Annotated in this window: 23 protein-coding genes; 11 read left to right on the top strand and 12 right to left on the bottom strand. The window is 26.4% G+C overall.

Annotation, left to right across the window (positions count from 1 at the left end):
• Positions 1–44: 44 nt before the first annotated feature.
• Complete coding sequence (locus AFAEC_RS06200) at positions 45–1,052, bottom strand: hypothetical protein (protein WP_034216352.1); 1,008 nt, start codon at positions 1,050–1,052, stop codon at positions 45–47.
• Between the two features lie 147 nt (positions 1,053–1,199).
• Here AFAEC_RS06200 and AFAEC_RS06195 point away from each other — a divergent pair, with 147 nt between their 5' ends.
• On the top strand, positions 1,200–2,396 hold the full coding sequence (locus AFAEC_RS06195) for a ComEC/Rec2 family competence protein (RefSeq protein ID WP_225442361.1): 1,197 nt from the start codon (positions 1,200–1,202) through the stop codon (positions 2,394–2,396).
• On the opposite strand, the gene AFAEC_RS06190 is transcribed toward AFAEC_RS06195, so the two are convergent.
• The 4 genes from AFAEC_RS06190 to tatB are packed head-to-tail and all read right to left on the bottom strand — an operon-like array spanning position 2,385 to position 5,291.
• Complete coding sequence (locus tag AFAEC_RS06190; RefSeq protein ID WP_026805693.1) at positions 2,385–3,128, bottom strand: exonuclease domain-containing protein; 744 nt, start codon at positions 3,126–3,128, stop codon at positions 2,385–2,387. The two genes, AFAEC_RS06195 and AFAEC_RS06190, sit on opposite strands and share 12 nt — an antisense overlap.
• A 10-nt stretch (positions 3,129–3,138) precedes the next feature.
• Positions 3,139–4,161 carry a tRNA preQ1(34) S-adenosylmethionine ribosyltransferase-isomerase QueA gene (gene queA / locus AFAEC_RS06185; RefSeq protein ID WP_026805692.1) on the bottom strand — a complete coding sequence of 341 codons (1,023 nt, stop codon included), beginning with the start codon at positions 4,159–4,161 and terminating at the stop codon, positions 3,139–3,141.
• The gene (tatC, locus tag AFAEC_RS06180; RefSeq protein WP_026805691.1) at positions 4,162–4,890 is read right to left on the bottom strand and encodes a twin-arginine translocase subunit TatC; all 729 of its coding nucleotides are present in this window, start codon (positions 4,888–4,890) and stop codon (positions 4,162–4,164) included. It abuts the gene before it with no gap.
• Positions 4,890–5,291, bottom strand: a complete 402-nt coding sequence (tatB, locus tag AFAEC_RS06175; RefSeq protein ID WP_026805690.1) for a Sec-independent protein translocase protein TatB — start codon at positions 5,289–5,291, stop codon at positions 4,890–4,892. Before tatB ends, tatC begins: the two co-directional genes overlap by 1 nt.
• An 82-nt stretch (positions 5,292–5,373) precedes the next feature.
• Here tatB and AFAEC_RS06170 point away from each other — a divergent pair, with 82 nt between their 5' ends.
• The 7 genes from AFAEC_RS06170 to AFAEC_RS06140 all read left to right on the top strand — a co-directional run bounded on the left by AFAEC_RS06170 (position 5,374) and on the right by AFAEC_RS06140 (position 11,735).
• Positions 5,374–6,129, top strand: coding sequence for a TerB family tellurite resistance protein (locus AFAEC_RS06170; RefSeq protein ID WP_026805689.1), 756 nt, complete (start codon positions 5,374–5,376; stop codon positions 6,127–6,129).
• Positions 6,129–6,359 (top strand): (2Fe-2S)-binding protein, encoded by a 231-nt coding sequence (locus AFAEC_RS06165; protein WP_026805688.1) that lies wholly within the window; start codon positions 6,129–6,131, stop codon positions 6,357–6,359. The genes AFAEC_RS06170 and AFAEC_RS06165 overlap by 1 nt, the downstream gene beginning before the upstream one ends.
• Position 6,360: 1 nt before the next feature.
• Positions 6,361–6,582 carry a hypothetical protein gene (locus AFAEC_RS06160; RefSeq protein WP_172658634.1) on the top strand — a complete coding sequence of 74 codons (222 nt, stop codon included), beginning with the start codon at positions 6,361–6,363 and terminating at the stop codon, positions 6,580–6,582.
• A 20-nt stretch (positions 6,583–6,602) separates the two neighbouring features.
• On the top strand, positions 6,603–7,355 hold the full coding sequence (locus tag AFAEC_RS06155) for an NAD+ synthase (RefSeq protein ID WP_026805686.1): 753 nt from the start codon (positions 6,603–6,605) through the stop codon (positions 7,353–7,355).
• 13 nt (positions 7,356–7,368) lie between these two features.
• A complete protein-coding gene (locus tag AFAEC_RS06150) occupies positions 7,369–8,508 on the top strand; it encodes a DegT/DnrJ/EryC1/StrS family aminotransferase (RefSeq protein WP_026805685.1) in 1,140 nt (379 codons plus the stop codon).
• A gap of 1 nt (position 8,509) precedes the next feature.
• Complete coding sequence (locus AFAEC_RS06145) at positions 8,510–9,463, top strand: tetraacyldisaccharide 4'-kinase (RefSeq protein WP_026805684.1); 954 nt, start codon at positions 8,510–8,512, stop codon at positions 9,461–9,463.
• A 175-nt stretch (positions 9,464–9,638) separates the two neighbouring features.
• On the top strand, positions 9,639–11,735 hold the full coding sequence (locus AFAEC_RS06140; RefSeq protein WP_172658633.1) for a TonB-dependent siderophore receptor: 2,097 nt from the start codon (positions 9,639–9,641) through the stop codon (positions 11,733–11,735).
• 39 nt (positions 11,736–11,774) lie between these two features.
• Here AFAEC_RS06140 and hemN read toward each other — a convergent pair whose 3' ends face one another.
• Both hemN and argF read right to left on the bottom strand, forming a co-directional pair.
• Positions 11,775–13,142 (bottom strand): oxygen-independent coproporphyrinogen III oxidase, encoded by a 1,368-nt coding sequence (gene hemN, locus AFAEC_RS06135; protein WP_026805683.1) that lies wholly within the window; start codon positions 13,140–13,142, stop codon positions 11,775–11,777.
• Entirely contained in the window at positions 13,142–14,068 is a 927-nt protein-coding gene (gene argF, locus AFAEC_RS06130; protein WP_026805682.1) for an ornithine carbamoyltransferase, read from the bottom strand. Before argF ends, hemN begins: the two co-directional genes overlap by 1 nt.
• A gap of 180 nt (positions 14,069–14,248) precedes the next feature.
• On the opposite strand from argF, the gene AFAEC_RS06125 reads away from it, so the two are divergent.
• Genes AFAEC_RS06125 through AFAEC_RS06115 form a run of 3 tightly spaced genes read left to right on the top strand, consistent with a single transcriptional unit; the run spans position 14,249 to position 17,181 of the window.
• Entirely contained in the window at positions 14,249–16,384 is a 2,136-nt protein-coding gene (locus tag AFAEC_RS06125) for a ribonucleoside triphosphate reductase (protein ID WP_026805681.1), read from the top strand.
• Complete coding sequence (gene nrdD / locus AFAEC_RS12280; RefSeq protein ID WP_119173160.1) at positions 16,362–16,526, top strand: anaerobic ribonucleoside-triphosphate reductase; 165 nt, start codon at positions 16,362–16,364, stop codon at positions 16,524–16,526. The genes AFAEC_RS06125 and nrdD overlap by 23 nt, the downstream gene beginning before the upstream one ends.
• Positions 16,504–17,181 (top strand): anaerobic ribonucleoside-triphosphate reductase activating protein, encoded by a 678-nt coding sequence (locus AFAEC_RS06115; protein WP_026805680.1) that lies wholly within the window; start codon positions 16,504–16,506, stop codon positions 17,179–17,181. The genes nrdD and AFAEC_RS06115 overlap by 23 nt, the downstream gene beginning before the upstream one ends.
• Here AFAEC_RS06115 and AFAEC_RS06110 read toward each other — a convergent pair whose 3' ends face one another.
• The 5 genes from AFAEC_RS06110 to AFAEC_RS06090 form a co-directional block, all read right to left on the bottom strand.
• Positions 17,182–17,565: a heat shock protein transcriptional repressor HspR gene (locus AFAEC_RS06110; protein WP_026805679.1), complete on the bottom strand. Its 384-nt coding sequence runs from the start codon at positions 17,563–17,565 to the stop codon at positions 17,182–17,184.
• 14 nt (positions 17,566–17,579) lie between these two features.
• Positions 17,580–18,446: a DnaJ family protein gene (locus AFAEC_RS06105; RefSeq protein ID WP_026805678.1), complete on the bottom strand. Its 867-nt coding sequence runs from the start codon at positions 18,444–18,446 to the stop codon at positions 17,580–17,582.
• 68 nt (positions 18,447–18,514) lie between these two features.
• Entirely contained in the window at positions 18,515–20,014 is a 1,500-nt protein-coding gene (locus AFAEC_RS06100) for a PAS domain-containing sensor histidine kinase (RefSeq protein ID WP_026805677.1), read from the bottom strand.
• Positions 20,011–20,628 carry a chemotaxis protein CheC gene (locus tag AFAEC_RS06095; RefSeq protein WP_026805676.1) on the bottom strand — a complete coding sequence of 206 codons (618 nt, stop codon included), beginning with the start codon at positions 20,626–20,628 and terminating at the stop codon, positions 20,011–20,013. The genes AFAEC_RS06100 and AFAEC_RS06095 overlap by 4 nt, the downstream gene beginning before the upstream one ends.
• 9 nt (positions 20,629–20,637) lie before the next feature.
• Entirely contained in the window at positions 20,638–21,000 is a 363-nt protein-coding gene (locus AFAEC_RS06090) for a response regulator (RefSeq protein WP_026805675.1), read from the bottom strand.
• Positions 21,001–21,044: the final 44 nt, after the last annotated feature.

Genomic DNA, 21,044 nt, shown 5'->3' with positions numbered 1-21,044 from the left:
AATATACAAAAAAATTAGTTAAAGTTCCATAAATAGGTTATTTACTAGTTTAATTGAGATTTAGCTTTTATCTTATTTTGTAAATTTAAATTTGTTCTATTTATTGCATAATCTACTAAAGTTTTATGCTCAATATCCATTTGAAAATCTTTTATTGCTAGATATAGTTTATTTGCTATTTCTAACTCATCTCTTGCTTCAAAAATTAAACCTAAATTATAAGCTACTTCGTAACTTTTACCATTTAGTTCAATATCTAAATCTTCTAAAATCTTGAAAGCTACATCAAATTGATTTTTTTCTAAATATGAAACAGCTATTTTAAAACTATCTTTTTGAGCTTTTGAATAGATTTTGTTATCACTTAATGAATCAATAATTTCAACATTAAAATAGATATAATTTGGAGAGATATCATTTACAAAATCTCTTGCTATTTCGTGAGCTATTTGAGAATTTACTTTTAAAGTATCGTTTCTTGTACTTAAATGGCTAGGGAAAAATGGTGAATAAGAGAAATATCTATCATAACATACATTATCATTTGAAGATTTATCATAGGTTTTTGAAAAAATAACATTATTTGTATCTGGATTTACAAGATTTAGTGTTGTTGTTACATTATAATATTTTGTTTCACAAGGAATATATCTAATATCATATTGTAAGCAATATTTTGTTTTTGTTTGTTCATCATATCTAAAATATCTACATCTTGAAAAATCTATCTCCTCGTGATAGTATCTATTATAAGTAGCATTTGAATTTAAAACTTCCCCATTTATAATAGCATCAACACCTATTGGATTATTTTGAATAGTAAAAACATTTTTATTATCTATAATTTTATTTGATAGAGCATTTGCAATGCTAGTTGTTTGGTTTAAGTCATCATTTTTTATATTTGATATTGCTACTAAGTTTATTTTTTGAGAAGCTATTTTTGATGGTTCTAAAGCTTTTATCGTGATTTTAGGAGTACAAGCAGATAGAAAAAAGATTGTAAATAAAAGTGAAATGACTAATAATAATTGCTTTGTAAAATTTTTCATAAAAATCCTTTTAAAAATATTATATAAAATTTGTGTAAAAATAATTCTAAATTAAAAAAGAAATAGATATTAAGCTCTTAAAATAAGTATATAATAATGTCTATGATTATTTATATTTTAAAATCAAGGCAATTACAAGTTATATTTTTGTTAATTTTTTTATTCCTTCTTAATATCTCTATTGAATATAGTAGATTTTTAGACTTTAAAGCAGAAGATGTTTTTGAAACAGAAGTTGAAGTTTTAAATATCTATAAAAAACAAAGTGGAGATATTTTTAAATTGAAAGCTTCAAATTTTGAGTTTTTTATAAATATGCCAAAAAATGTTGAAGATGAAATAAAGAGATATGATTTACTAAATATTCTAATTCTTTCAAAAAATATAAGTTTTTTACAATATTTAAAAGGTTTTTACACAAGAACTATCTATTTTGATAAGTTAGATAAATCTGAAACTATAAAAGATAGAATTATAAAAAATGTAGAGAAAAATCATAAAGATGAAAAAATAGTTGAACTATTTAATGCTCTTTTTTTAGCAGTTCCAACCTCAAAAGAGTTAATAATGGTCTTTACAAACTATGCAATAACTCATGTTGTAGCACTTTCAGGGTTTCATTTAGTTGTTTTATCTTTTGTAATTTATTGGCTTTTATATTTTCCTTATAGTTTTTTTCAAAATATATATTTTCCATATAGGAACAGAAGGTTTGATATTTTACTAATAACCTTAGCTATTTTGTTTTATTATTTGATTTTAACTGATATTGTTCCCTCGTTATTAAGGGCTTTTGTAATGTATTGCTTGGGAATTTATCTTCTTAGAAGTAACATAAAAATTCTTTCATATATGACTCTATTTTATACATTTTTAATTGTTATTGCTATGTATCCAAAATATATCTTTTCTATTGGTTTTTGGTTCTCTATATTTGCTGTTTTTTATATATATTTGTTTATTCAATATTTTAAAAACTATAATAAATGGGTTCTATTTATTTTTTTTAATATTTGGATGTTTTTAATATTTAATCCAATAGTTCACTACTATTTTCCACAAACTTCATTTGAGCAGTTTTATTCAATACCAATTACGATATTTTTTAATATTTTCTATCCTTTTGAAATTTTGGCACATATTTTTGAAGTTTCACACTATTTTGATGAATATATAAAAATATTTTTAGAGCATAAATTTCATGTTTATGAAGTTTTTACACCACTATATTTTTATATTTTATATATTTTGGTCTCATTTTTTTCAATCTTTAGTAAAAAAGCTTTTTGGCTTTTAAATATTTTGATGATAGGGTTTAATATTTATATGTATTTATGGTTTTAAAACTTTATCTAAAGTAAACTTCATATCTTCATCTAAATCTTTCATATTTTCTCTCATCCAATTTAGATAGTTTGCATCTTTTTTTGCAACTTCTTCTATATCTTCACCTTTATATTTCCCAAATTTAAATGTTTTTACAAAAACAGGAGTTTGTGTTAATTCAACTAGTTTTTGCATAGGATTAATATTGGGAAAAAGTTCTCTAGTTTTTGATACCAATTTTGTTAAAAATAGTTTCATAACTAAAACATCACCTATTGCATCGTGAGCTTTTATAGAGATATTTAGTTTTTCTGCTTCACTTTGTTCTATTTTGTAAAGTTCAAGAGCATATCTTAGATATTGAAGTCTATGATATGGTAAATCATCAAATAGATGTCTTGCACATCTTAAAGTATCAATTAGCTGAAAATTATTTATAAATCCCTCTTTTTGAATCATCTCTAAATCAAAATTTATGTTATGAGCTATTAAAAAATTTTCACTACTATTTAGTTCATTTAATCTTTGATAAAACTCTGTTTGGGTAGCTTTTGGTTTAGCTTCAATCATATTTGGAGTGATATTATGAACTTCCATCGCTTCTAGTTTTATAGGAATTTCGCAACTACAAAGCTCATCATAAACTTCAAGTTCTCCTTTTTGATTTAAAATCATTGCACCAAATTGAATAACTCTATCTTCTTGAGCAGCTCCTGTTGTTTCTGTATCAAATAAAATATAATGTACCAAAAAATCCTCCTTAAATTATAAGCATAGCATCGCCATAAGAGTAAAATCTATAATCATTTTTTATAGCAATCTCATATAGTTCTAAAGTTTTTTCTAAGCCTATAAAAGAGGCAACAAGCATTATCAAAGTTGATTTTGGGAGGTGAAAATTTGTTAAAAGATGGTTTACTATTAAAGGTTTATTTGCTGGATTTAAAAATAGATCACACTCTCCACAAATCATATTCTTTCTAGCATAAAATTCTAAAGTTCTAGTAACTGTTGTACCAACTGCTAAAATATTTTTTGCATTATCAATTTTTTGTTTACACTCTTTACTTATCTCAAAATATTCACTGTGCATTGGATGAGATAAGATATCTTCAACATCAACAGGCTTAAAAGTTCCAGCTCCAACATGTAAAGTTAGATAGTTTAATCCATATTTTTTTTCTATTTTCTCTAAAAGCTCTTTTGTAAAGTGTAGAGAAGCTGTTGGTGCTGCAACAGCTCCATCTTTTTTTGCAAAAAGTGTTTGATAGTTTGTTTCGTCCTCTTTTGTATCTTCTCTATTTATATATGGTGGAAGTGGAATATGACCAATTTTATTTAAAACTTCAACTAAAGAGCTAAAATCTAGCTTTTTTTTATCTTTAAAAAACTCTACAACTCTACTTCCATCTTCATTTAATTCTAAAATTTCAGCAGTTAGATTTTCATCAAAAAGTAAAATTGTACCAACTTTAACTTTTCCTCTTATCATTACTAAAAATCTATCCATAAAAAGAGGTTTATTTAAGAGAAGCTCTATTTTTGCTCCACTTTGTTTTTCTCCAAAAATTCTAGCTTTTATTACTTTTGTATCATTTAAAAATATTGTTAAATCTTCTGGTAAAAAATTTAAAATATCTTTAAAAATAGCATGAGTTATACTATTTTCCTTTCTATTATAAACTAAAAGTTTAGCACTATGGGCAGGAATAGCTGGAGATGTAGCTATTTGCTCTGGTGGAAGAAAAAAATCATAACTAGATGTTTTTAAAAAATCTTTCAATTATTCTTCTTCCTCTTCTTTTTGTGCAGGATTAAAGACTTTTGCTATATAGATTGAAACTCCATATAAAAATAGTAGAGGAAGAGCCATTAAAATTTGACTTATAACATCTGGTGGAGTTAAAATTGCTGCAACAATAAATATTAAAACAACTGCATATCTAAAGAAACCTTTTAAAGTTTCATCTGTTACAAGTCCAATTTTTGCAAGAAAAAATGTAATAACAGGTAACTCAAATGCAATCCCAAAACCAATCATTAGTTTTGTAAAAAATTCTACATATTTTCCAATGCTAGGTAATACACTAACGACACTATTTCCAAATGCAATTAAGAAATCAAATCCAATAGGCACAACGATATAATAAGCAAATGAAGCACCAATTAAAAACATTAAAGTTGCAAAAAATACGAAAGGAATAACTAATTTTTTTTCATGTTCATATAATCCTGGAGCTAAAAATAACCATAATTGCCAGAAAATAACTGGTAAAGAGAATATAAATCCTGCAAAAAATGCTACTTTCATAGCTGTAAAAAATGTTTCTTGAATTTCAACTGCAATCATTGAAGTTCCAGCAGGAAGAGCATGTTTAACTGGAACCATCATCCATTCTAAAATTGGCTCATAAAAATTAAAACATATAAAAAACATAGCAATAATGCTAATAGATGAAATAACTAATCTTTTTCTTAAATCTGCAATATGTGGTTTTAAATCTTCAAACATTATTTAACTTCCTCACTGTTTTTTAAAGAGAATTTTTCCTCTTTTTTTTCTAAAGCTTTCTCTTCATTTACTTTTGCAAATTTTTCTTTAATTTTTTCTACCTCATTATCTTGTTTTAAATCATCTTTTAAAATATCATCTAGTCCTAAATCAAATTTAGTATCAACACTTAAAGATGCTTTTGTATCTTCTATTTGAGCTTTAAATTTATTTGCTTCATCTTTTAACTCTTTGATATTTAACTCATTATCAAGAGTTGTCTTTGCATCATTTAAACCCTTCTTTACACTATTAAAAAGTCTTGCTATTTTAACCATTGCATCTGGTAATTTTTCAGGTCCAAGTGCAATAATAGCAACAATTGCAATAAGTAAAATTTCAGTTATTCCCATTCCAAACATTTTTTGCTCCATAATTTTTATAGGGTAAAAATTTTATCTAAAGTTCGCTAAAATCAAAGAAATTTAAAAATAAGGTTGAATAATGGAGTTTTTTGTTTTAACTATTGTAATTATTATTTTATATTTTATTGCTAAAAACTATAAAACAGAAGATTTTAAAAATATCAATTTAAAAAGAAAAGAGTTTTTTAGAGGTGATATTTTAAATCATGAAGCAGGTCTTTTAGTTGCACTTTTAGCAAAAGTTGCAAAAGCAGATGGAAAAGTAGGTGAGCTTGAAGCTGAACTTATAAAACATACTTTAAATGATATCTCAAGCCATTTTGAAAATAGTGATGAAGTAAGAGGAAGATTAAAAGAACTCTATAATAAAGAGAAAGATAATTTTTCAAATCTTATAACTCTTTGTGATAGATTATATATTTTGACAAAAAATAGTTATGAAACTAGGGTTAAATATTTAGAATATTTACTAAATCTTGCTTTTATAGATGGGGAATTTAGTAAATCAGAGAGAGAAATAACAGAAGATATAGCACAAGCTTTAAAAATAGAACAGACTGATTATTTAAAAATAATATTAAAATTAGAGGCTTTCTTTAAAAATGCAAAAGAGCAAGAAAAAGTGAGTCTTGATAAAGCTTATGAGATTTTAAACTCAAATTCAAATGATGATGATAATACAATAAAGAAAAAATATAGAGATTTAGTAAAGCAAAATCATCCAGATATTATCTCTGGTAGAGGAGAATCTCAAAATAAAATTGATGAAGCAACAAAAAAACTTCAAGAGATAAATGAGGCTTATGAGATTATTAAAAAAAGTAGAGGAATATAATGTCGAGAAGTTTTCCACACTCATATATAGTTTGTGAATGTAAACAAGTTAGCTTAGGAGAGATTATTTTTGCAATAAAAGAAAAAGGTGCAAAAAATTTGGAAGATTTAGCAAAGATAACAGATGCAGGAACATCTTGTGGTTGTTGTAGAAGTAAAGAAGATGATATAGGTGAACAAAAAATGAATCTATATTTAAGTGAAATTTTAAAAAAGTTTGAAAAAGAGTAAAATGGTTGATATAAAAAAAGAGCTAATAGAAGAGATTAAAGAGTTACTAAAAATATCTCAAAATGAAGTAGTTGATATAAATCCAAACTATCTAAACTATTTTGATGAAGATGAACTAAAAGATATTGTTTTTAGATTAATTGATAAGAAAGTTGAACAAAAAGAGACAAACTCTACTTATTTAGATGAGATTTATAATAAAACAAAGAAAGATGATATATAATCTTAAACTAGGATTTAAAAATGAATAATTGGCAAAATATTAAGCAAAAATTAATTAATTTTTTAGAAGAAGAAGTATCAAAAACAGGGCATAAAAGTGTTGTTTTAGGTCTTTCTGGTGGTCTTGATTCGGCTATTGTTGCAGTTTTATGTAAAGAGGTTTTTAAAGAAAATCTTTTATGTGTTTTATTACCATCGCAATTTTCTTCTAAATCTTCTGTTGATGATGCTTTAAAACTTTGTGAAAAATTTGATATAAAATATGAGATAGTATCTATTGAACCTATGCTAAAAGCTTATATATCAAATATGCAAAATGATAGTTTAAGAATCGGTAATTTTAGTGCAAGACTTAGAATGAATGTTTTATATGATATTAGTGCAAGAGAAAAAAGCCTTGTGATTGGAACATCAAATAAAAGTGAACTACTTTTAGGATATGGAACAATTTTTGGAGATTTAGCTTGTGCAATAAATCCAATAGGAAATATCTATAAAAGTGATTTATTTGAGTTTGCAAAATTTTTAGGTGTTGCAGAAGCAATTATAAATAAAGCTCCTAGTGCTGATTTGTATGAAGGTCAAAGTGATGAAGCTGATTTAGGTTTTAATTATGCACAAATTGATGAATTTTTAAGGGCTTTTGTAGATAAAAAATCTTCAAGAGATGAGTTGTTAAATCTAGGATTTGATGAAGATATGATTGAAAAAATCATAAAAAGAGTAAAAATAAATAGTTTTAAAAGAGAACTTCCAAAAATAGCACAAATATAATAAAAGGGTAATAATGAGTAAAAATATAGCAATATATAAAGCAACTTTAGATAATGAAGAACTAAATCAAATAAGATCAGTTCTTGAAGCTAAGAATGATTTATCTAAGGTTTTAGAGTTTGAAGAACTTATAAATAAGTATATTGGCTGTAAATACTCTATTGCAACATCAACTTCTACCTCAGCTTTACATTTAGCACTTAGCTCTATGAAACTTAAAAGAGGGGATAAGATTTTGATGTCTGTAAACTCTTTTGTAAATTTACCTGAAACAGTAAGACATTTTGATGCTGAACCAATTTTTGTAGATATTAGTTTGGAAGATATGAATTTAGATATTACAAAATTTGAAGAGGCAATAATTGCAAATAAATCAAAAAAATTAAGAGCAGCAATTATTACTTTTATTGGAGGACTTGCACCTGATTTAGATAAGATTTATGAAATAGCAAAAAAACATAATATTTTAATAATTGAAGATTGTAGAGCAGCTTTAGGAACTACATATAAAGGGCAAAAAGTAGGAAATTTAAAAGCAGACATGACAATATTCTCTACAAATCCATCTCCATCAAAGTATGCAATAAGTCGTTCAGGAGTTCTTGTAACAAATAACGAAGATTTAGCAAAAAGAGCAAAACTTTTAAGAACTCATGCAATTACAACAGCTTATGATAATTATGGAAATCTTGATTATGTTTATGATGTAGATGATATTGGACATAAATTTGATTTATCAGAACTTGATGCTGCTTATGCAATAGCTCAACTTAAAAAAACAGATGGTTTTATAAAAAGAAGAAAAGAGATAGCAAAAATTTATGAAGAGAATTTAAGTGGGGTTAAACATATCACAGTTTTACCTTTTAAAGAGGGACATATTTATACTCAATATATCATAAAAATATCAAGAAATAGAGATGCTTTTGCAAGAGCTTTAAAAGAAAGAGGGGTTGCAACAGCACTAAACTATATTCCTCTTCATCTTTTATCATACTATAAAAGTAAATATTCTATAAAGATTACAGCATTTCCAAATGCTTTAAATAACTATCAACAAATACTATCTCTACCTATTTATGCAGGTCTTTTAAATGAAGATGTAAATTATATATGTGAGCAAGTAATTAAAGTTGCAAAAGAGTGGATATAATTTGAAGCAAAAGCTTATTCTTTGGGTAGAAGATTACCTTTTTTATCCAAACTTTTTTCAAAAAATTATCTCTTTTTTACTTCTTCCCTTAACTTTTATCTATGTTTTTGTAGTTTTACTTAAAAGAGCTTTTGTAAAGCAGATTGATTTTGAAATACCTATCATATCTATTGGGAATTTAACTATTGGAGGAAGTGGTAAAACTCCAATAACTATTAAGTTAGCAAAAGAATATGAAAATGCTTGTGTTATATTAAGAGGGTATGGAAGATCTTCAAAAGGTTTAGTTATTGTTAGTTTAAATGGAGAGATAAAAGTAGATGTAAATGAAAGTGGTGATGAAGCAATGCTTTTAGCACTCTTTTTAAAAAAAGCTACGATTATTGTAAGTGAAAATAGAGATAATGCGATAATTAAAGCAAAAGAGTTAGCTTGTAAAATAGTTTTTTTAGATGATGGTTTTTCAAAATATCATATAAAAAAATTTGAAATTCTTCTTAGAAATAAAAAAGAGCCTACAAATATCTTTTGTCTTCCAAGTGGTGGATATAGAGAACCTAAAAGTTTTTATAGTAAGGCAGATTTAGAGTTAAAGGAAGATAGAGATTTTAAAAGAGTTGTAACTATAAAAAAAGATGAGAAAGAAGCAATATTACCAGAAAAGACTCTTCTTTTAACAGCAATTTCAAAACCAAAAAGACTTCTTGAATTTTTGCCAAAAAATGTAAATTTATTGGCTTTTGAAGATCATCATAATTTTACTCAAAATGAAATAGATAATATTTTAGAAAGATATAAAGATTTTTCTATTGTTACAACACAAAAAGATTTTGTAAAACTTAAAAAGTTTAATTTAAAAAATCTATATATTATGGATTTGGATATAGAGTTTAGTAAAAGTGTAGATTTCTCTTTTATGAATAGTTATATTTCAAATTTTCAAATGAAATCTTAATTTTATCTAGTAAAGTTAATCTTATAAATAAAAAATTTAAATAAAAACCTCAGAAATTAAAAAAATCTAAAATAAATCATAAAAAAATAGAAAAGACATTTTTAGGACATTTTTTTTTGATAGACTTTCTCGTTATATATTAATAATAGTTATTATAATTGGAGAAAGGAGAATTATGAGAGTTGAATTGGCAATAGGAGTTGCAATTTTAGTTGGGGGTGTACATTTAAGTGCAGATGAAATAGTAAAACTTGATGAAATTTCAGTAAATGAAAAACAACTTAGTGGAAGTTCTGAAGAGGGGTATGTTACAAAAGAGATAAGTGGAGTGGGACTTTGGGATAAAAGAAGTTTACAAGACACTCCATATCAAATGAGTGTAATATCACAAGAATTAATAGAAAATACAGCAAGTGGAATAGATCAAATTTTTAAAATGAATCCAGTTGTTCAAGTAACAAGAACTTCAACTACTTCAGGTAGCTGGAATACCCCAGAAATAAATATAAGAGGTTTTGGTGCTTCAGGGAATCATATTTTAGATGGTATTCCTTTTTCTTGGGTGGAAGGTATCACAACAGAGGAACTTGAAAGATTAGAGATATTAAATGGATTATCAGGATTCTTGTATGGTGTAGGATATGTTGGTGGAGCAGTAAACTATGTAACAAAAAGACCAACTCAAGAGAGACTTACAAATCTTACTATTGGAAGTACTGGTAATCAAGCTTTTTATGGGCATGTAGATTTAGGTGGAAAGATAGATGAAAAAGGAAAATTCTCTTATAGATTAAATGCTGTAAAACAAGATGGAGAAACTTCTATTCATGATCAAAATATAGATAGAGAATTAATTACGGGTGCATTAGATTGGAGAGTTAATGATAATTTAATTTTTACAATTGATGCTTCTCATAAAAAAAATAAAATAGATAAATTAACTGCTTCTGTTTTTAGTAATCAATCAGCAAGTATCTTAGACCCAAAACAAGGTTATGCTCCTGATTGGACATATTCTGATTCTTCTCAAGATAGATTAGGATTTAAGTCTTTATGGCAAATTAATGATAATGTAAAACTTAGAACAGGATATATTCATCTTGACCATGAAAATGATATGAATATGCCTTATGTATATGATAATTATGATGGAACATACAGTTTAAATTATTATAAAACATGGCCTCATACATCAAAAAGTGAAGGTGCTTATGTTTATACAGATATTGATTTTGAGACTTTTGGAATTGGTCATACTTTAACTATAGGTGGTTCTGGAAATAGAACTAAAAGTAAAAGTATAGATGGAGCTTGGGAATGGGTTAAAGTAGGAGATTTTACTTTAAATCAATTAAATAATGCACCCAAACCAATATATATAGGAAGTTCAAATAATAAAAGGTATGTATCTGGACGCAATGAGAAAACAAATCTTATGATAGGTGATGATATTAGATTTAATGAGCAATGGAGTTCTTTAGTTGGATTCAACTATGCAAAAGTTGAAGAAAAAAATTATAATTTAAATGGAGATAGAACAGGTGGTTATGATGCAGATAAAATAACTCCAAGTATATCTTTAATATATAAACCATTTGAAGATTTAACAACTTATGCAACATATATAGAGTCTTTAGAAAATGGTTTAAAAGTTGAGTGTGCAAATTGTAGTAATAATGGTGAAGTTCTTGATCCTTATGTAAGTAAACAGTATGAAGTTGGAGCAAAATATTCAGTTTCTGAAAATCTACTTTTAAGTTCAGCTCTATTTAGAATAGAAAAAGCACTTAGATATGATAAAAACCTTTTAAATGGAATGAAAGAAGTAACTCAAGATGGTTTAGAAATTCATCAGGGATTAGAATTAACAGCGACTGGAAAATTAACTGATAATTTTACAGTTATAGGTGGTGGAACAATTATGGATTTAAAAATAGATAAAGCTAAAGAAAATGTAGGAAAAAAACCAACTGATACAGCTTCTAAAATGGCAAAACTATATGCAGAGTATGATATTCCAATGTTAAAAGGTTTAACTATAACAGGTGGTGCATACTATACAGGTAAATCATATAGAGATGGTGAAAATACAGATGTTATTCCCTCTTATACAGTTTATGATGGTGGATTTAGATATAAAACAAAACTTGATAAATTTCCTACAACTTTTATAGTGAATGTTACAAATTTAACTAATAAGACATATTGGATTGGAAATTCAGCTTTTGGAGAGCCTAGAAATCTTGCATTTTCTATGAAAATGGAGTTTTAGAAAATTTATAGAAAGAGAGTTTTAACTCTCTTTTTATTTTTAAATTGTTTTAGAAAATCTTCTTTTATCTTCAGGTATTTTATTTAAATAAGCATCAAATGGCATACAAATATTTCTTATAAGCATAGTTCCAGTTTGAGAAACTTCTATCTTATCATTTGATATAGAGATTAATTCTGCTTCTTCAAACTCTTTTAAAGCTTCTAGTGCATCATTAAAATAGTTTTTAAATTCTATTTTAAACTCTTCTTCTACTTTTCTTATATTTAGTGAAAAATTACTCATAAGCTCCATAATTACATATTGTCTAAGTATATCATCATCACTTAATTTATACCCTTTAAATACTGGTAAATCGTTATTATCTATTGCCTTTTCCCATTCCTCTAAATCTTTATAATTTTGGGCATAGTAATCAACACCATTTCCTATAGATGTAACACCAATTCCTATTAAATCAGCTCCACCTTTTGTTGTATATCCTTGGAAATTTCTATGAAGTTCACCTTTTTCTATAGCCTTAAAAAGTTCATCTTCAGGTTTTGCAAAGTGGTCCATCCCAACCATTTTGTAGCCATTTGATGTAAAAAAGTCTATTGTAAACTTTAACATTTCTAGTTTTTCATGTGGAGTTGGAAATGTTGATTCATCAAACTTTCTCATAGTTTTCATAAGCCATGGAACATGAGCATAGTTAAATACTGCAAATCTATCTGGGCTTAAAGTTATCATTTTTTCTAAAGTTGTTTTAAAACTATCTTTTGTTTGATGTGGTAAACCATATATTAAATCGGTATTTATAGATTTTATTCCAGCATTTCTTGCTATATTTATAACATTTTGAGTTAATTCAAATGGTTGAACTCTATGAATTGTTTTTTGTACATTTTCATCTAAATCTTGTACCCCAAAACTTAGACGATTTACTCCACCAGCTTTAAGCACATCCATATGCTCTTTTGTAAAGTATCTAGGATCTACTTCACAAGAGATTTCAGCATCATTACTAAAGTTTGGAAAAGTCTCTTTGATTTTAAAGATTAACTCTTCTAATTGACTAGGTGAAAAAAATGTAGGAGTTCCTCCCCCAAAGTGCATTTGACTAACAACTCTTGAAGTGTCTAAATGCTTTTTTAAAATATCTAACTCTTTTTTTATATAGTTAATATATCGTACTTTTTTATCCTCTTTTGATGTAAAAATAGTATTACAACCACAAAAATAACAGGCACTTCTACAAAATGGAAGATGGAAATATAAAGATAAATTTCTATTACTATCTTGATTTTTAAAGTAGTTTTTTAAATCTTCTTGAGTAAAACTTTCACTAAACTCAGGAGCAGTTGGATATGAAGTATATCTTGGTCCTGGTTTTGAGTATTTTACAAATTTGGCAAAATCTATCATTATTTATCTCTTCTTTGATCTAACCAAACCATAATCCCTTTTTGTGCATGAAGTCTATTTTCAGCTTCATCAAATACACGGCTTTGAGCTCCTTCAAGTACAGCTTCACTTACTTCATAATCTCTATAAGCTGGTAAACAGTGTAAGAATATTGCTTTTTTATCTGCTAAACTCATTAAAGCTTCATCTACAATAAATCCTCTGAACTCTTTTATTCTCATATTTTTTTCAGCCTCTTGTCCCATTGATATCCAAGTATCAGTTGTAACAACTGTTGCATTTTTTACTGCCTCTTTTGGGTCAAATCCAACTGTTATTTTTGCTCCACTTTTTTTAGCTTCTTCTAAAGCTTTTTCTAAAATATCTTTATTTACTTGATAAGCTTTTGGAGTTGCAATTCTAAGTTCAAATCCTAATTTAGAAGCTAGATTTAACCAAGAGTGAGCCATATTATTTCCATCTCCAATATATGTAACAACTAAATCTTTATCTAATCCTTCTTCCATAATTGTTAGATAATCAGCCATTAATTGAACAGGGTGAAATTTATCTGTAAGACCATTTATAACAGGAACTTTTGAGTATTTTGCGAACTCTTCAAGTTTCTCTTGTTCATAAGTTCTAATCATTACCATATCAACCATTCTTGATATTACTCTAGCAGTATCTTTCATAGGTTCACCTCGACCTAGCTGAATATCATTTGATGATAAAAATAGTCCAACACCACCAAGCTCATAAATACCTGCTTCAAAAGATACTCTAGTTCTTGTTGAACTTTTTTCAAAAATCATTCCAAGTATTTTTTTAGGCATATAATCTTGGTGTTTTCTTGCTTTTGCATCATTTTTTATTTTTTTTGCAAGAGTTAAAATATCCAAAATCTCCTCTTTTGAGAAGTCCATTAAACTTAAGAAGTGTCTCATAATATTTCCTTTTTATGGATTAAAAGTGAACATTTTAGTTAATTTATCTTTATAAACACTTAAGTTTTAGCTTAAAGATTTTTTAAAAATTTTATAAAATGACACTTTAGTGACAATTCTCGTTATTTGCAATTAAGAGCATATTTCCTAAAATTTTGAGGTTTTAAAAAAGGACGAGAAATGCAAATAGATATTTTAAAAAGAGATGGAAAAAAAGAGAAATTTGAGGCTTTTAAAATAGAAGATGCTATTAAAAAGGCTTTTAAAAGTGTAAATGTTAAATATGATAAATCAATATTCTTTTCAGTTTTGTTTGAAATAAAATCTTCTTCATCACTCTCTTTGAGAAAAAATTTAAAGGCTGTTGAAGATATTCAAGATGTAATAGAAAAAGAGTTATTTAAAAGTGGATATTTTGATGTTATGAAAAGTTTTATGCTTTATAGACATCTTCATAAAATTCAAAGAGAGCAAATTTTAGGGTTAAATGATGATACAACTTATGTAAATTCAACTCAAACTATACAAGAGTATATTGATGGTGAGGATTGGAGAATAAAAGCAAACTCAAATACAGGCTACTCTCATGCAGGACTTATAAATAATAGTGCAGGGAAATTAATAGCAAACTATTGGTTAGATAAAATATATACAAAAGAGCAAGGATATGCTCATAGAAATGCAAATATCCATATTCATGATTTAGATTGTTTGAGTGCTTATTGTGCTGGTTGGAGTTTAAGAGTTCTTTTAGATGAAGGGTTTAATGAAGTAAGGGGAAGAGTAGAGAGTAAAGCTCCAAACCATTTTAGAGAAGCTTTAGGGCAAATGGCAAATTTTTTGGGAATTCTTCAAAGTGAATGGGCAGGAGCTCAAGCTTTTAGCTCTTTTGATACATATTTATCGCCTTATGTTTTTAAAGATAAATTGGAGTTTAGTGAGATAAAAAAAGCTATAAGAAGTTTTATTTATAACTTAAATGTTCCTGCAAGGTGGGGACAAAGTCCATTTACAAATATTACTATTGATTGGACAGTTCCAAGTGATTTAAAAGATCAAATTCCTACAAGAAATCAAAAACATCTTTTTTCTAATTTAAATGATGAAATACTTTTAGAAGAGGCTAAAAATAGGGGCGTAAACTCTTTTGAAGAGCTTACTTATAAACATTTTCAAAAAGAGATGAATGCTATAAATAAGGCATATTATGAGATTATGACAGAAGGTGATAAAACAGGGCAACCATTTACTTTTCCAATTCCAACAGTAAATATTACTGAAGATTTTGACTGGGATGGAGAAAATACAGATATTTTATTTGAAAACAGTGCAAAAATAGGAAGTAGTTATTTTCAAAACTTTATAGGAAGCCAATATAAAAAAGATGAAAAAGGGAATTTAATTGAAAATAAAGAGGCTTATAAACCAGGGCATGTAAGAAGTATGTGTTGTAGGCTACAATTAGATTTAAGAGAGCTTTTAAAAAGAGGTGGTGGGCTTTTTGGAAGTGCAGAGATGACAGGAAGTATAGGGGTTGTAACTATTAATATGGCAAGGCTTGGATATTTGTATAAAAATGATATAAAAGGCTTATATAGTAGGGTTGAAGAGCTTATGGATTTAGCAAAAGATAGTTTAGAACGAAAAAGAGTTTTTATACAAGAGATGTATGATAGAGGTCTTTATCCTTATACAAAAAGATATTTACCACACTTTAATAATCACTTTTCAACTATTGGTGTAAATGGAATGAATGAGATGCTTAAAAATCTTTTTGATGAAGATATAGATTTATCTACTCAAAAAGGAATTGATTTTACATTAGAGTTGTTAGATTTTATGAGAGCAAAGATGGTTGAGTATCAAGAAAGAACAGGAAATTTATATAATCTTGAAGCAACTCCTGCTGAAGGGACAACATATAGGTTTGCAAAAGAGGATATAAAAAGGTACAAAGATATTATTCAAGCAGGAGTTGATAAAAATATATACTATACAAACTCATCTCAACTTCCAGTAGATTATACAGATGACCCATTTGAAGCATTGAGCTTACAAGATGATTTGCAATGTAAATATACAGGTGGAACGGTTCTGCATTTATATATGAAAGAGAAACTTTCAAGCCGTGAAGCTTGTAAAAAACTAGTAAAAAATGTAATAACAAATTTTAGATTGCCATATATTACAATTACACCTTTATTTAGTGTATGTCCTATTCATGGCTATTTGGTGGGTGAACATGAGTATTGTCCAAAATGTGATGATGAAATTTTACAAGAGGAGTTAAAAGATGGAAAAAATAAAATTGCTTGAAAAAAATATGGAAAAAAGAAGTAAATGTATAGTATATACTAGAGTTATGGGTTACCATAGACCAGTTGAGAGTTTTAATATAGGAAAAAAAGGTGAGCATAGACAAAGAGTTAAATTTGTTGAGCCAAAAGATAGTTTATAATTATACAAAATTTACTACAACAGACTACATAGGAGAAATCTCTTGTGTGGTTTGGCATATCTCATGTAATTTAAGATGTAAATATTGTTATAATGATAATATAGTTTTTAGTAAACAAGGATTATATTCTCATAAGGATGTTTTAGAGTTTTTGAAAAGACGAAAAGGTTTATTAACTGCTGTTGTATTAAGTGGTGGAGAAGCTACAATGCACGATTTAAGACTCTTTTGTAAAGAGTTAAAAAAAATGGGTTTTAAGATAAAACTTGATTCTAATGGAGTGAATTTTGAAAAAATAAAAGAACTAATAGATGAGAATTTATTAGATTTTATTTCACTTGATTTTAAATCTACAAAAGAAAAATTTAAATTTATAACTTTAAAAAACTCTTATGATAAATTTTTAAAAACTTTAAAGTATCTAATAGAGATAAAATTTCCTTTTGAGTTAAGAACAACTGTAAATGCTGATTTATTAGATGAAAATGATATAAATTCTATGATAAATACAGCTTTTAGTATAGGTTATAAAGATATTCTTTATATACAAAATTTTCTACAAACAGATTCGAATATTGGAAATATCTCTCAAAAAGAAGTTTTAAATAGAAGTTTAATAAGAAAAGATTTACTAGATATTGAGTTTAGGAACTAACTATTTCTTTTCTAAAACTACTATTTCAAGTGAACTTTTTTGAATAACTAAAGCTTTTTTATCTGGAACTACAGATAGATTTGTTGTTGTTTGAATTCTACTTTTTAAATTAAGTACATCATTTTCTAGCTCTTCTATTTTTTGATTTAGTTGTAAAATAATATCTACACCAGCAAGATTAACACCTAACTCCCTTGTAAGTGTTAGTACATACTTTATATGATTTATATCTTTTTGAGAATATAGTCTTATTTTCCCATTTGTTCTTGAAGGTTTTATTAAACCTTCTCTTTCATATTGTCTTAGAGTTTGTGGATGAATATCTAAAATCTCTGCAACAGCAGAGATTAGATAAACAGGTTCTATATAGCTATTTTTTTGCATTTTTTAAACTCCTATTAATCTTTTAGCTCTTTTCCTAAAAGAGTTACTAATTCTGGGCTTAAATCTTCAAGTTTTGGTAGAATAATATTTGCTTCTAAATATAAATCTCCTCTTACTTTTGTTTTTCTATTTAGAACTCCTAACTCTTTTGCTCTAAATTTTTGATTTTGTTTTGTATTTTGTGGAACTTTTAGAGTAATATCTTTATGAATTGTTTTTATCTCTACTTTTCCACCAAATAAAGCAGTTTTTAAAGGTAAATCAAACTGTTTTGTAAGAGTTGAACCATCTCTTTTATATTCAGGGCTAGGAGCTATATTTATTTTTAAAATTAGATCACCTTTTTGTCCTTGATAAGATTTTCCTTTTCCTTTTGCTCTTATTTTCTGCCCATCTTCAATTCCTTCAGGAATTTTAATATCAAATGAATCATTGCTTAAAGAGATGTTTTGTTTTCCACCTAAAACTGCAACATCAAATGGAATAGTAACTTGAGCATTTGTATCTAAATCAGGTGTATCAAAACCAAATCCACCTCCAAAATTACTTCTTCCAAATCCACCTCCAAATCCTGCAGCTCCTCCACCAAACATCTGTCTTAAAATCTCATCTAAATCAACTCCACCACCTTGGCTTCTAGCAAAATCACTAAAATTTTGTCCACCAAACATAGAGTCACCATATTGATCATATTGCTGTTTTTTTGTAGCATCACTTAAAACTTCATAAGCTGCATTTATCTCTTTAAATTTATCTTCAGCTTTTGGGTCTTTATTAACATCTGGATGATATTTTCTTGCTAATTTTCTATATGCTTTTTTTATCTCTTCAGCTGTTGCATTTTCATTTACTTCTAGTGTTTCATATAAACTTTTTGCCATTTTTTGTCCTAAATTATAAAATATTTAAACTTTTTAATTATAATTATATCACAAACCTTGAGTCAAAGTCAATCAAGGTTTAAAGGAAGAGTTATTGTAAATTTTGCACCAAAATATTGAATACTATTATGTTTAAAGTAAGAATTTTCAGCATAAATTTCACCTTTCATACTAGTAGTAATAATTTGCCTAGTCATATAAAGCCCTAATCCTGTACCTTGATACTGATGTTTTGTAGTAAAATAAGGCTCAAATATTTTATTAATAATACTTTTTTCGATACCAAGAGCATTGTCTAAAATATTAATCTGAATATTTTTATTAGTTTTTTTAGTTTTTATTTTTATAAGTCTTAATTCATTATCTTCTATATTTTGAATTAAAGCATCTTTTGCATTATTTAGAATATTTATAAATGCTTGTGAAAACTCATTTGCTACACCAAAAATATAGATATCTTCTTCTAAATCCAATAAAACTTCTATATTAAACTCTTTAAAAAATGTATTAATCAATAAAATATTATTTTCTATATTCTCTTTTAAATTAAATAGAATTTTCTCTTTATTTTGTTTAAAAAAATCATTAAAAGTATCGATAGTATTTGATAAATACTCTGTTGTTTTTAAAATTAGTTTTAGAGATTCATCTAAATTTTTTTCATTTAGTTGTCCTAAATCTTTTTTTAGATTTAAATTTGATGCTGTGATTGATATAATATTTAATGGTTGTCTCCATTGATGAGCAATATTACCTATCATCTCTCCCATTGCTGCTAATTTTGATTGTTCGGCTAATAAAGACTCCTTTCTTTTTATCTCTTCTATATCAACGATAGTTAATATTTTAACAATTTGATTATTTATAAAAGTATCTTTTATATTTATAATTGCTTCAAATTTACTATTATCATCTCGATAAATTGTTGTTTCAATAGGATTATTACTTATAGTTTCGATAAATTTTCTATTATAAATAATTTCACTAAATTTTTTACCAAGTAGCTCATCTTTATTCTCTTTTTTAAATAAATCAAGAGCAATTTTATTGCAGTTTATTATTTTTTCATCTTTAAATACAATAATTGCTTCCATTGTTGTATCTAAAATTAGAGACATCTCTTCATTTCTTTCTAATAACTTATCTTTTGTATTTTGAAGCTTATAATTTATTTCACAAAGCATAGTTACATCGTAAACATATAAAATAACTAAACCATTTTCTATATCTAAAGGAGTAATAGTAATACTTTGTCTCATATGATCAAAAACTTTATTTACAATTTTTGATAACTCTATATTTATTAGAAAATTATTTGTTTGTGGGGTATAAAATGTTGGAGAGTTAAGTTTTAAAGCAGTAACTATTTTTCTATTTAATCTTTTTTCATCAATGTTTGTATAAAAATCAGCCAGTTTTTTTCCTACTATTTCAGTAGCCAAAATCCCTGTTCTAATCTCAAGCCATCTATTCCAAAATTCTACTTCTAAGTTTTTATTTAATAATATAATTCCATTATCTACAGTACTACAAATTGCATCAAATTTACTTAAGGATATATTACTCAAAGTTCATCCAAAATTTTATTTAATTTCTCTTTTATAAAAAGGATAGAGTTATCTGTTGTTAAAATAAATAGTTCACCACTTATATTTAAATCAATAAATTCAAGTTTTGTAGAGATAATTATTACTTTTTCATATTGGCTTATAAAAATATTATTTAATTCATCTATTGAATTAATGATTTTTATAGTTGGAGCAGAAAAAGATACATTCGTATCTATATCTTCAGCCAATTTACTAATAGTTGAAGATGATAAAATATTTGTAATTTCTAAAGTGATATCACAAATTTCATCTTGATTTATCTCATCATCTGTTAAACCAAATTTATGTGCCATATTTGTTGCAGATTTTTTATCTATTACAAACATATTTTCACCACTTAAAGTTCCATTTATTTGTTGTAATGCTACTAAATGTTCTTCATTTAGATTTAGTTCATTAGATAAATATGGTTTTAAATCTTCTGTATTTATTATTTGAATTTTAGGAATACTAAGTTTTGCAAAAGCATCTAAAATCTCTGTAATAGCTGCTGTTGCACTTCCATAAGCCATATTCATAAGTTCTTGAAGGCAATCTTTTTCATCTTCTGTTAATACTATTGTTTGACTCATTTTTACTCTTTATGAGATTATTTTATTTAATATTTGTTGCATTTTTATTGCATCAATTGGTTTTTTTATAAAATTAATGGCACCTAATTCTAAAGCTTTTTCTATGGCTTGTTTTTGTATATCAGCTGAAATTACAACAATATTTGCATCTTTTTCAAACTCTTTTATATGTTTTAGTGCTTCAAAACCATCCATTACTGGCATAGTTAAATCCATAAAAACTAAATTTGGTTTATGAATTTTATATAAATCAACTGCTTCTTGACCATTTGTTGCTTCGAAAACTTCATAATCTATATTTAAAGTATCTTCAAGCGTTTTTAAAACCATTTTTCTTGCCATTTTTGAATCGTCTGTTATTAAAAATTTCATTTTTAAGCCTTAGAGAAAAAGATAATGATTATTTTACCTATATT

Origin of the sequence: Aliarcobacter faecis (assembly GCF_013201705.1) — a bacterium.
Classification (GTDB): domain Bacteria; phylum Campylobacterota; class Campylobacteria; order Campylobacterales; family Arcobacteraceae; genus Aliarcobacter; species Aliarcobacter faecis.
Note: the sequence above shows the minus strand (reverse complement) of the source record. Positions and strands in the feature narration are given on the sequence as shown.

Bases quoted from the DNA above. Each gene is read 5' to 3' on its own strand.
- tatB (WP_026805690.1), bottom strand. From the start codon at position 5,291: ATGTTTGGAATGGGAATAACTGAAATTTTACTTATTGCAATTGTTGCT.
- argF (WP_026805682.1), bottom strand. From the start codon at position 14,068: ATGAGACACTTCTTAAGTTTAATGGACTTCTCAAAAGAGGAGATTTTG.
- AFAEC_RS06170 (WP_026805689.1), top strand. From the start codon at position 5,374: ATGGAGTTTTTTGTTTTAACTATTGTAATTATTATTTTATATTTTATT.
- AFAEC_RS06095 (WP_026805676.1), bottom strand. From the start codon at position 20,628: ATGAGTCAAACAATAGTATTAACAGAAGATGAAAAAGATTGCCTTCAA.
- AFAEC_RS06140 (WP_172658633.1), top strand. From the start codon at position 9,639: ATGAGAGTTGAATTGGCAATAGGAGTTGCAATTTTAGTTGGGGGTGTA.
- nrdD (WP_119173160.1), top strand. From the start codon at position 16,362: ATGGAAAAAATAAAATTGCTTGAAAAAAATATGGAAAAAAGAAGTAAA.
- AFAEC_RS06160 (WP_172658634.1), top strand. From the start codon at position 6,361: ATGGTTGATATAAAAAAAGAGCTAATAGAAGAGATTAAAGAGTTACTA.
- AFAEC_RS06155 (WP_026805686.1), top strand. From the start codon at position 6,603: ATGAATAATTGGCAAAATATTAAGCAAAAATTAATTAATTTTTTAGAA.
- AFAEC_RS06125 (WP_026805681.1), top strand. From the start codon at position 14,249: ATGCAAATAGATATTTTAAAAAGAGATGGAAAAAAAGAGAAATTTGAG.
- AFAEC_RS06150 (WP_026805685.1), top strand. From the start codon at position 7,369: ATGAGTAAAAATATAGCAATATATAAAGCAACTTTAGATAATGAAGAA.
- AFAEC_RS06090 (WP_026805675.1), bottom strand. From the start codon at position 21,000: ATGAAATTTTTAATAACAGACGATTCAAAAATGGCAAGAAAAATGGTT.
- AFAEC_RS06110 (WP_026805679.1), bottom strand. From the start codon at position 17,565: ATGCAAAAAAATAGCTATATAGAACCTGTTTATCTAATCTCTGCTGTT.
- AFAEC_RS06200 (WP_034216352.1), bottom strand. From the start codon at position 1,052: ATGAAAAATTTTACAAAGCAATTATTATTAGTCATTTCACTTTTATTT.
- AFAEC_RS06105 (WP_026805678.1), bottom strand. From the start codon at position 18,446: ATGGCAAAAAGTTTATATGAAACACTAGAAGTAAATGAAAATGCAACA.
- AFAEC_RS06165 (WP_026805688.1), top strand. From the start codon at position 6,129: ATGTCGAGAAGTTTTCCACACTCATATATAGTTTGTGAATGTAAACAA.
- hemN (WP_026805683.1), bottom strand. From the start codon at position 13,142: ATGATAGATTTTGCCAAATTTGTAAAATACTCAAAACCAGGACCAAGA.
- tatC (WP_026805691.1), bottom strand. From the start codon at position 4,890: ATGTTTGAAGATTTAAAACCACATATTGCAGATTTAAGAAAAAGATTA.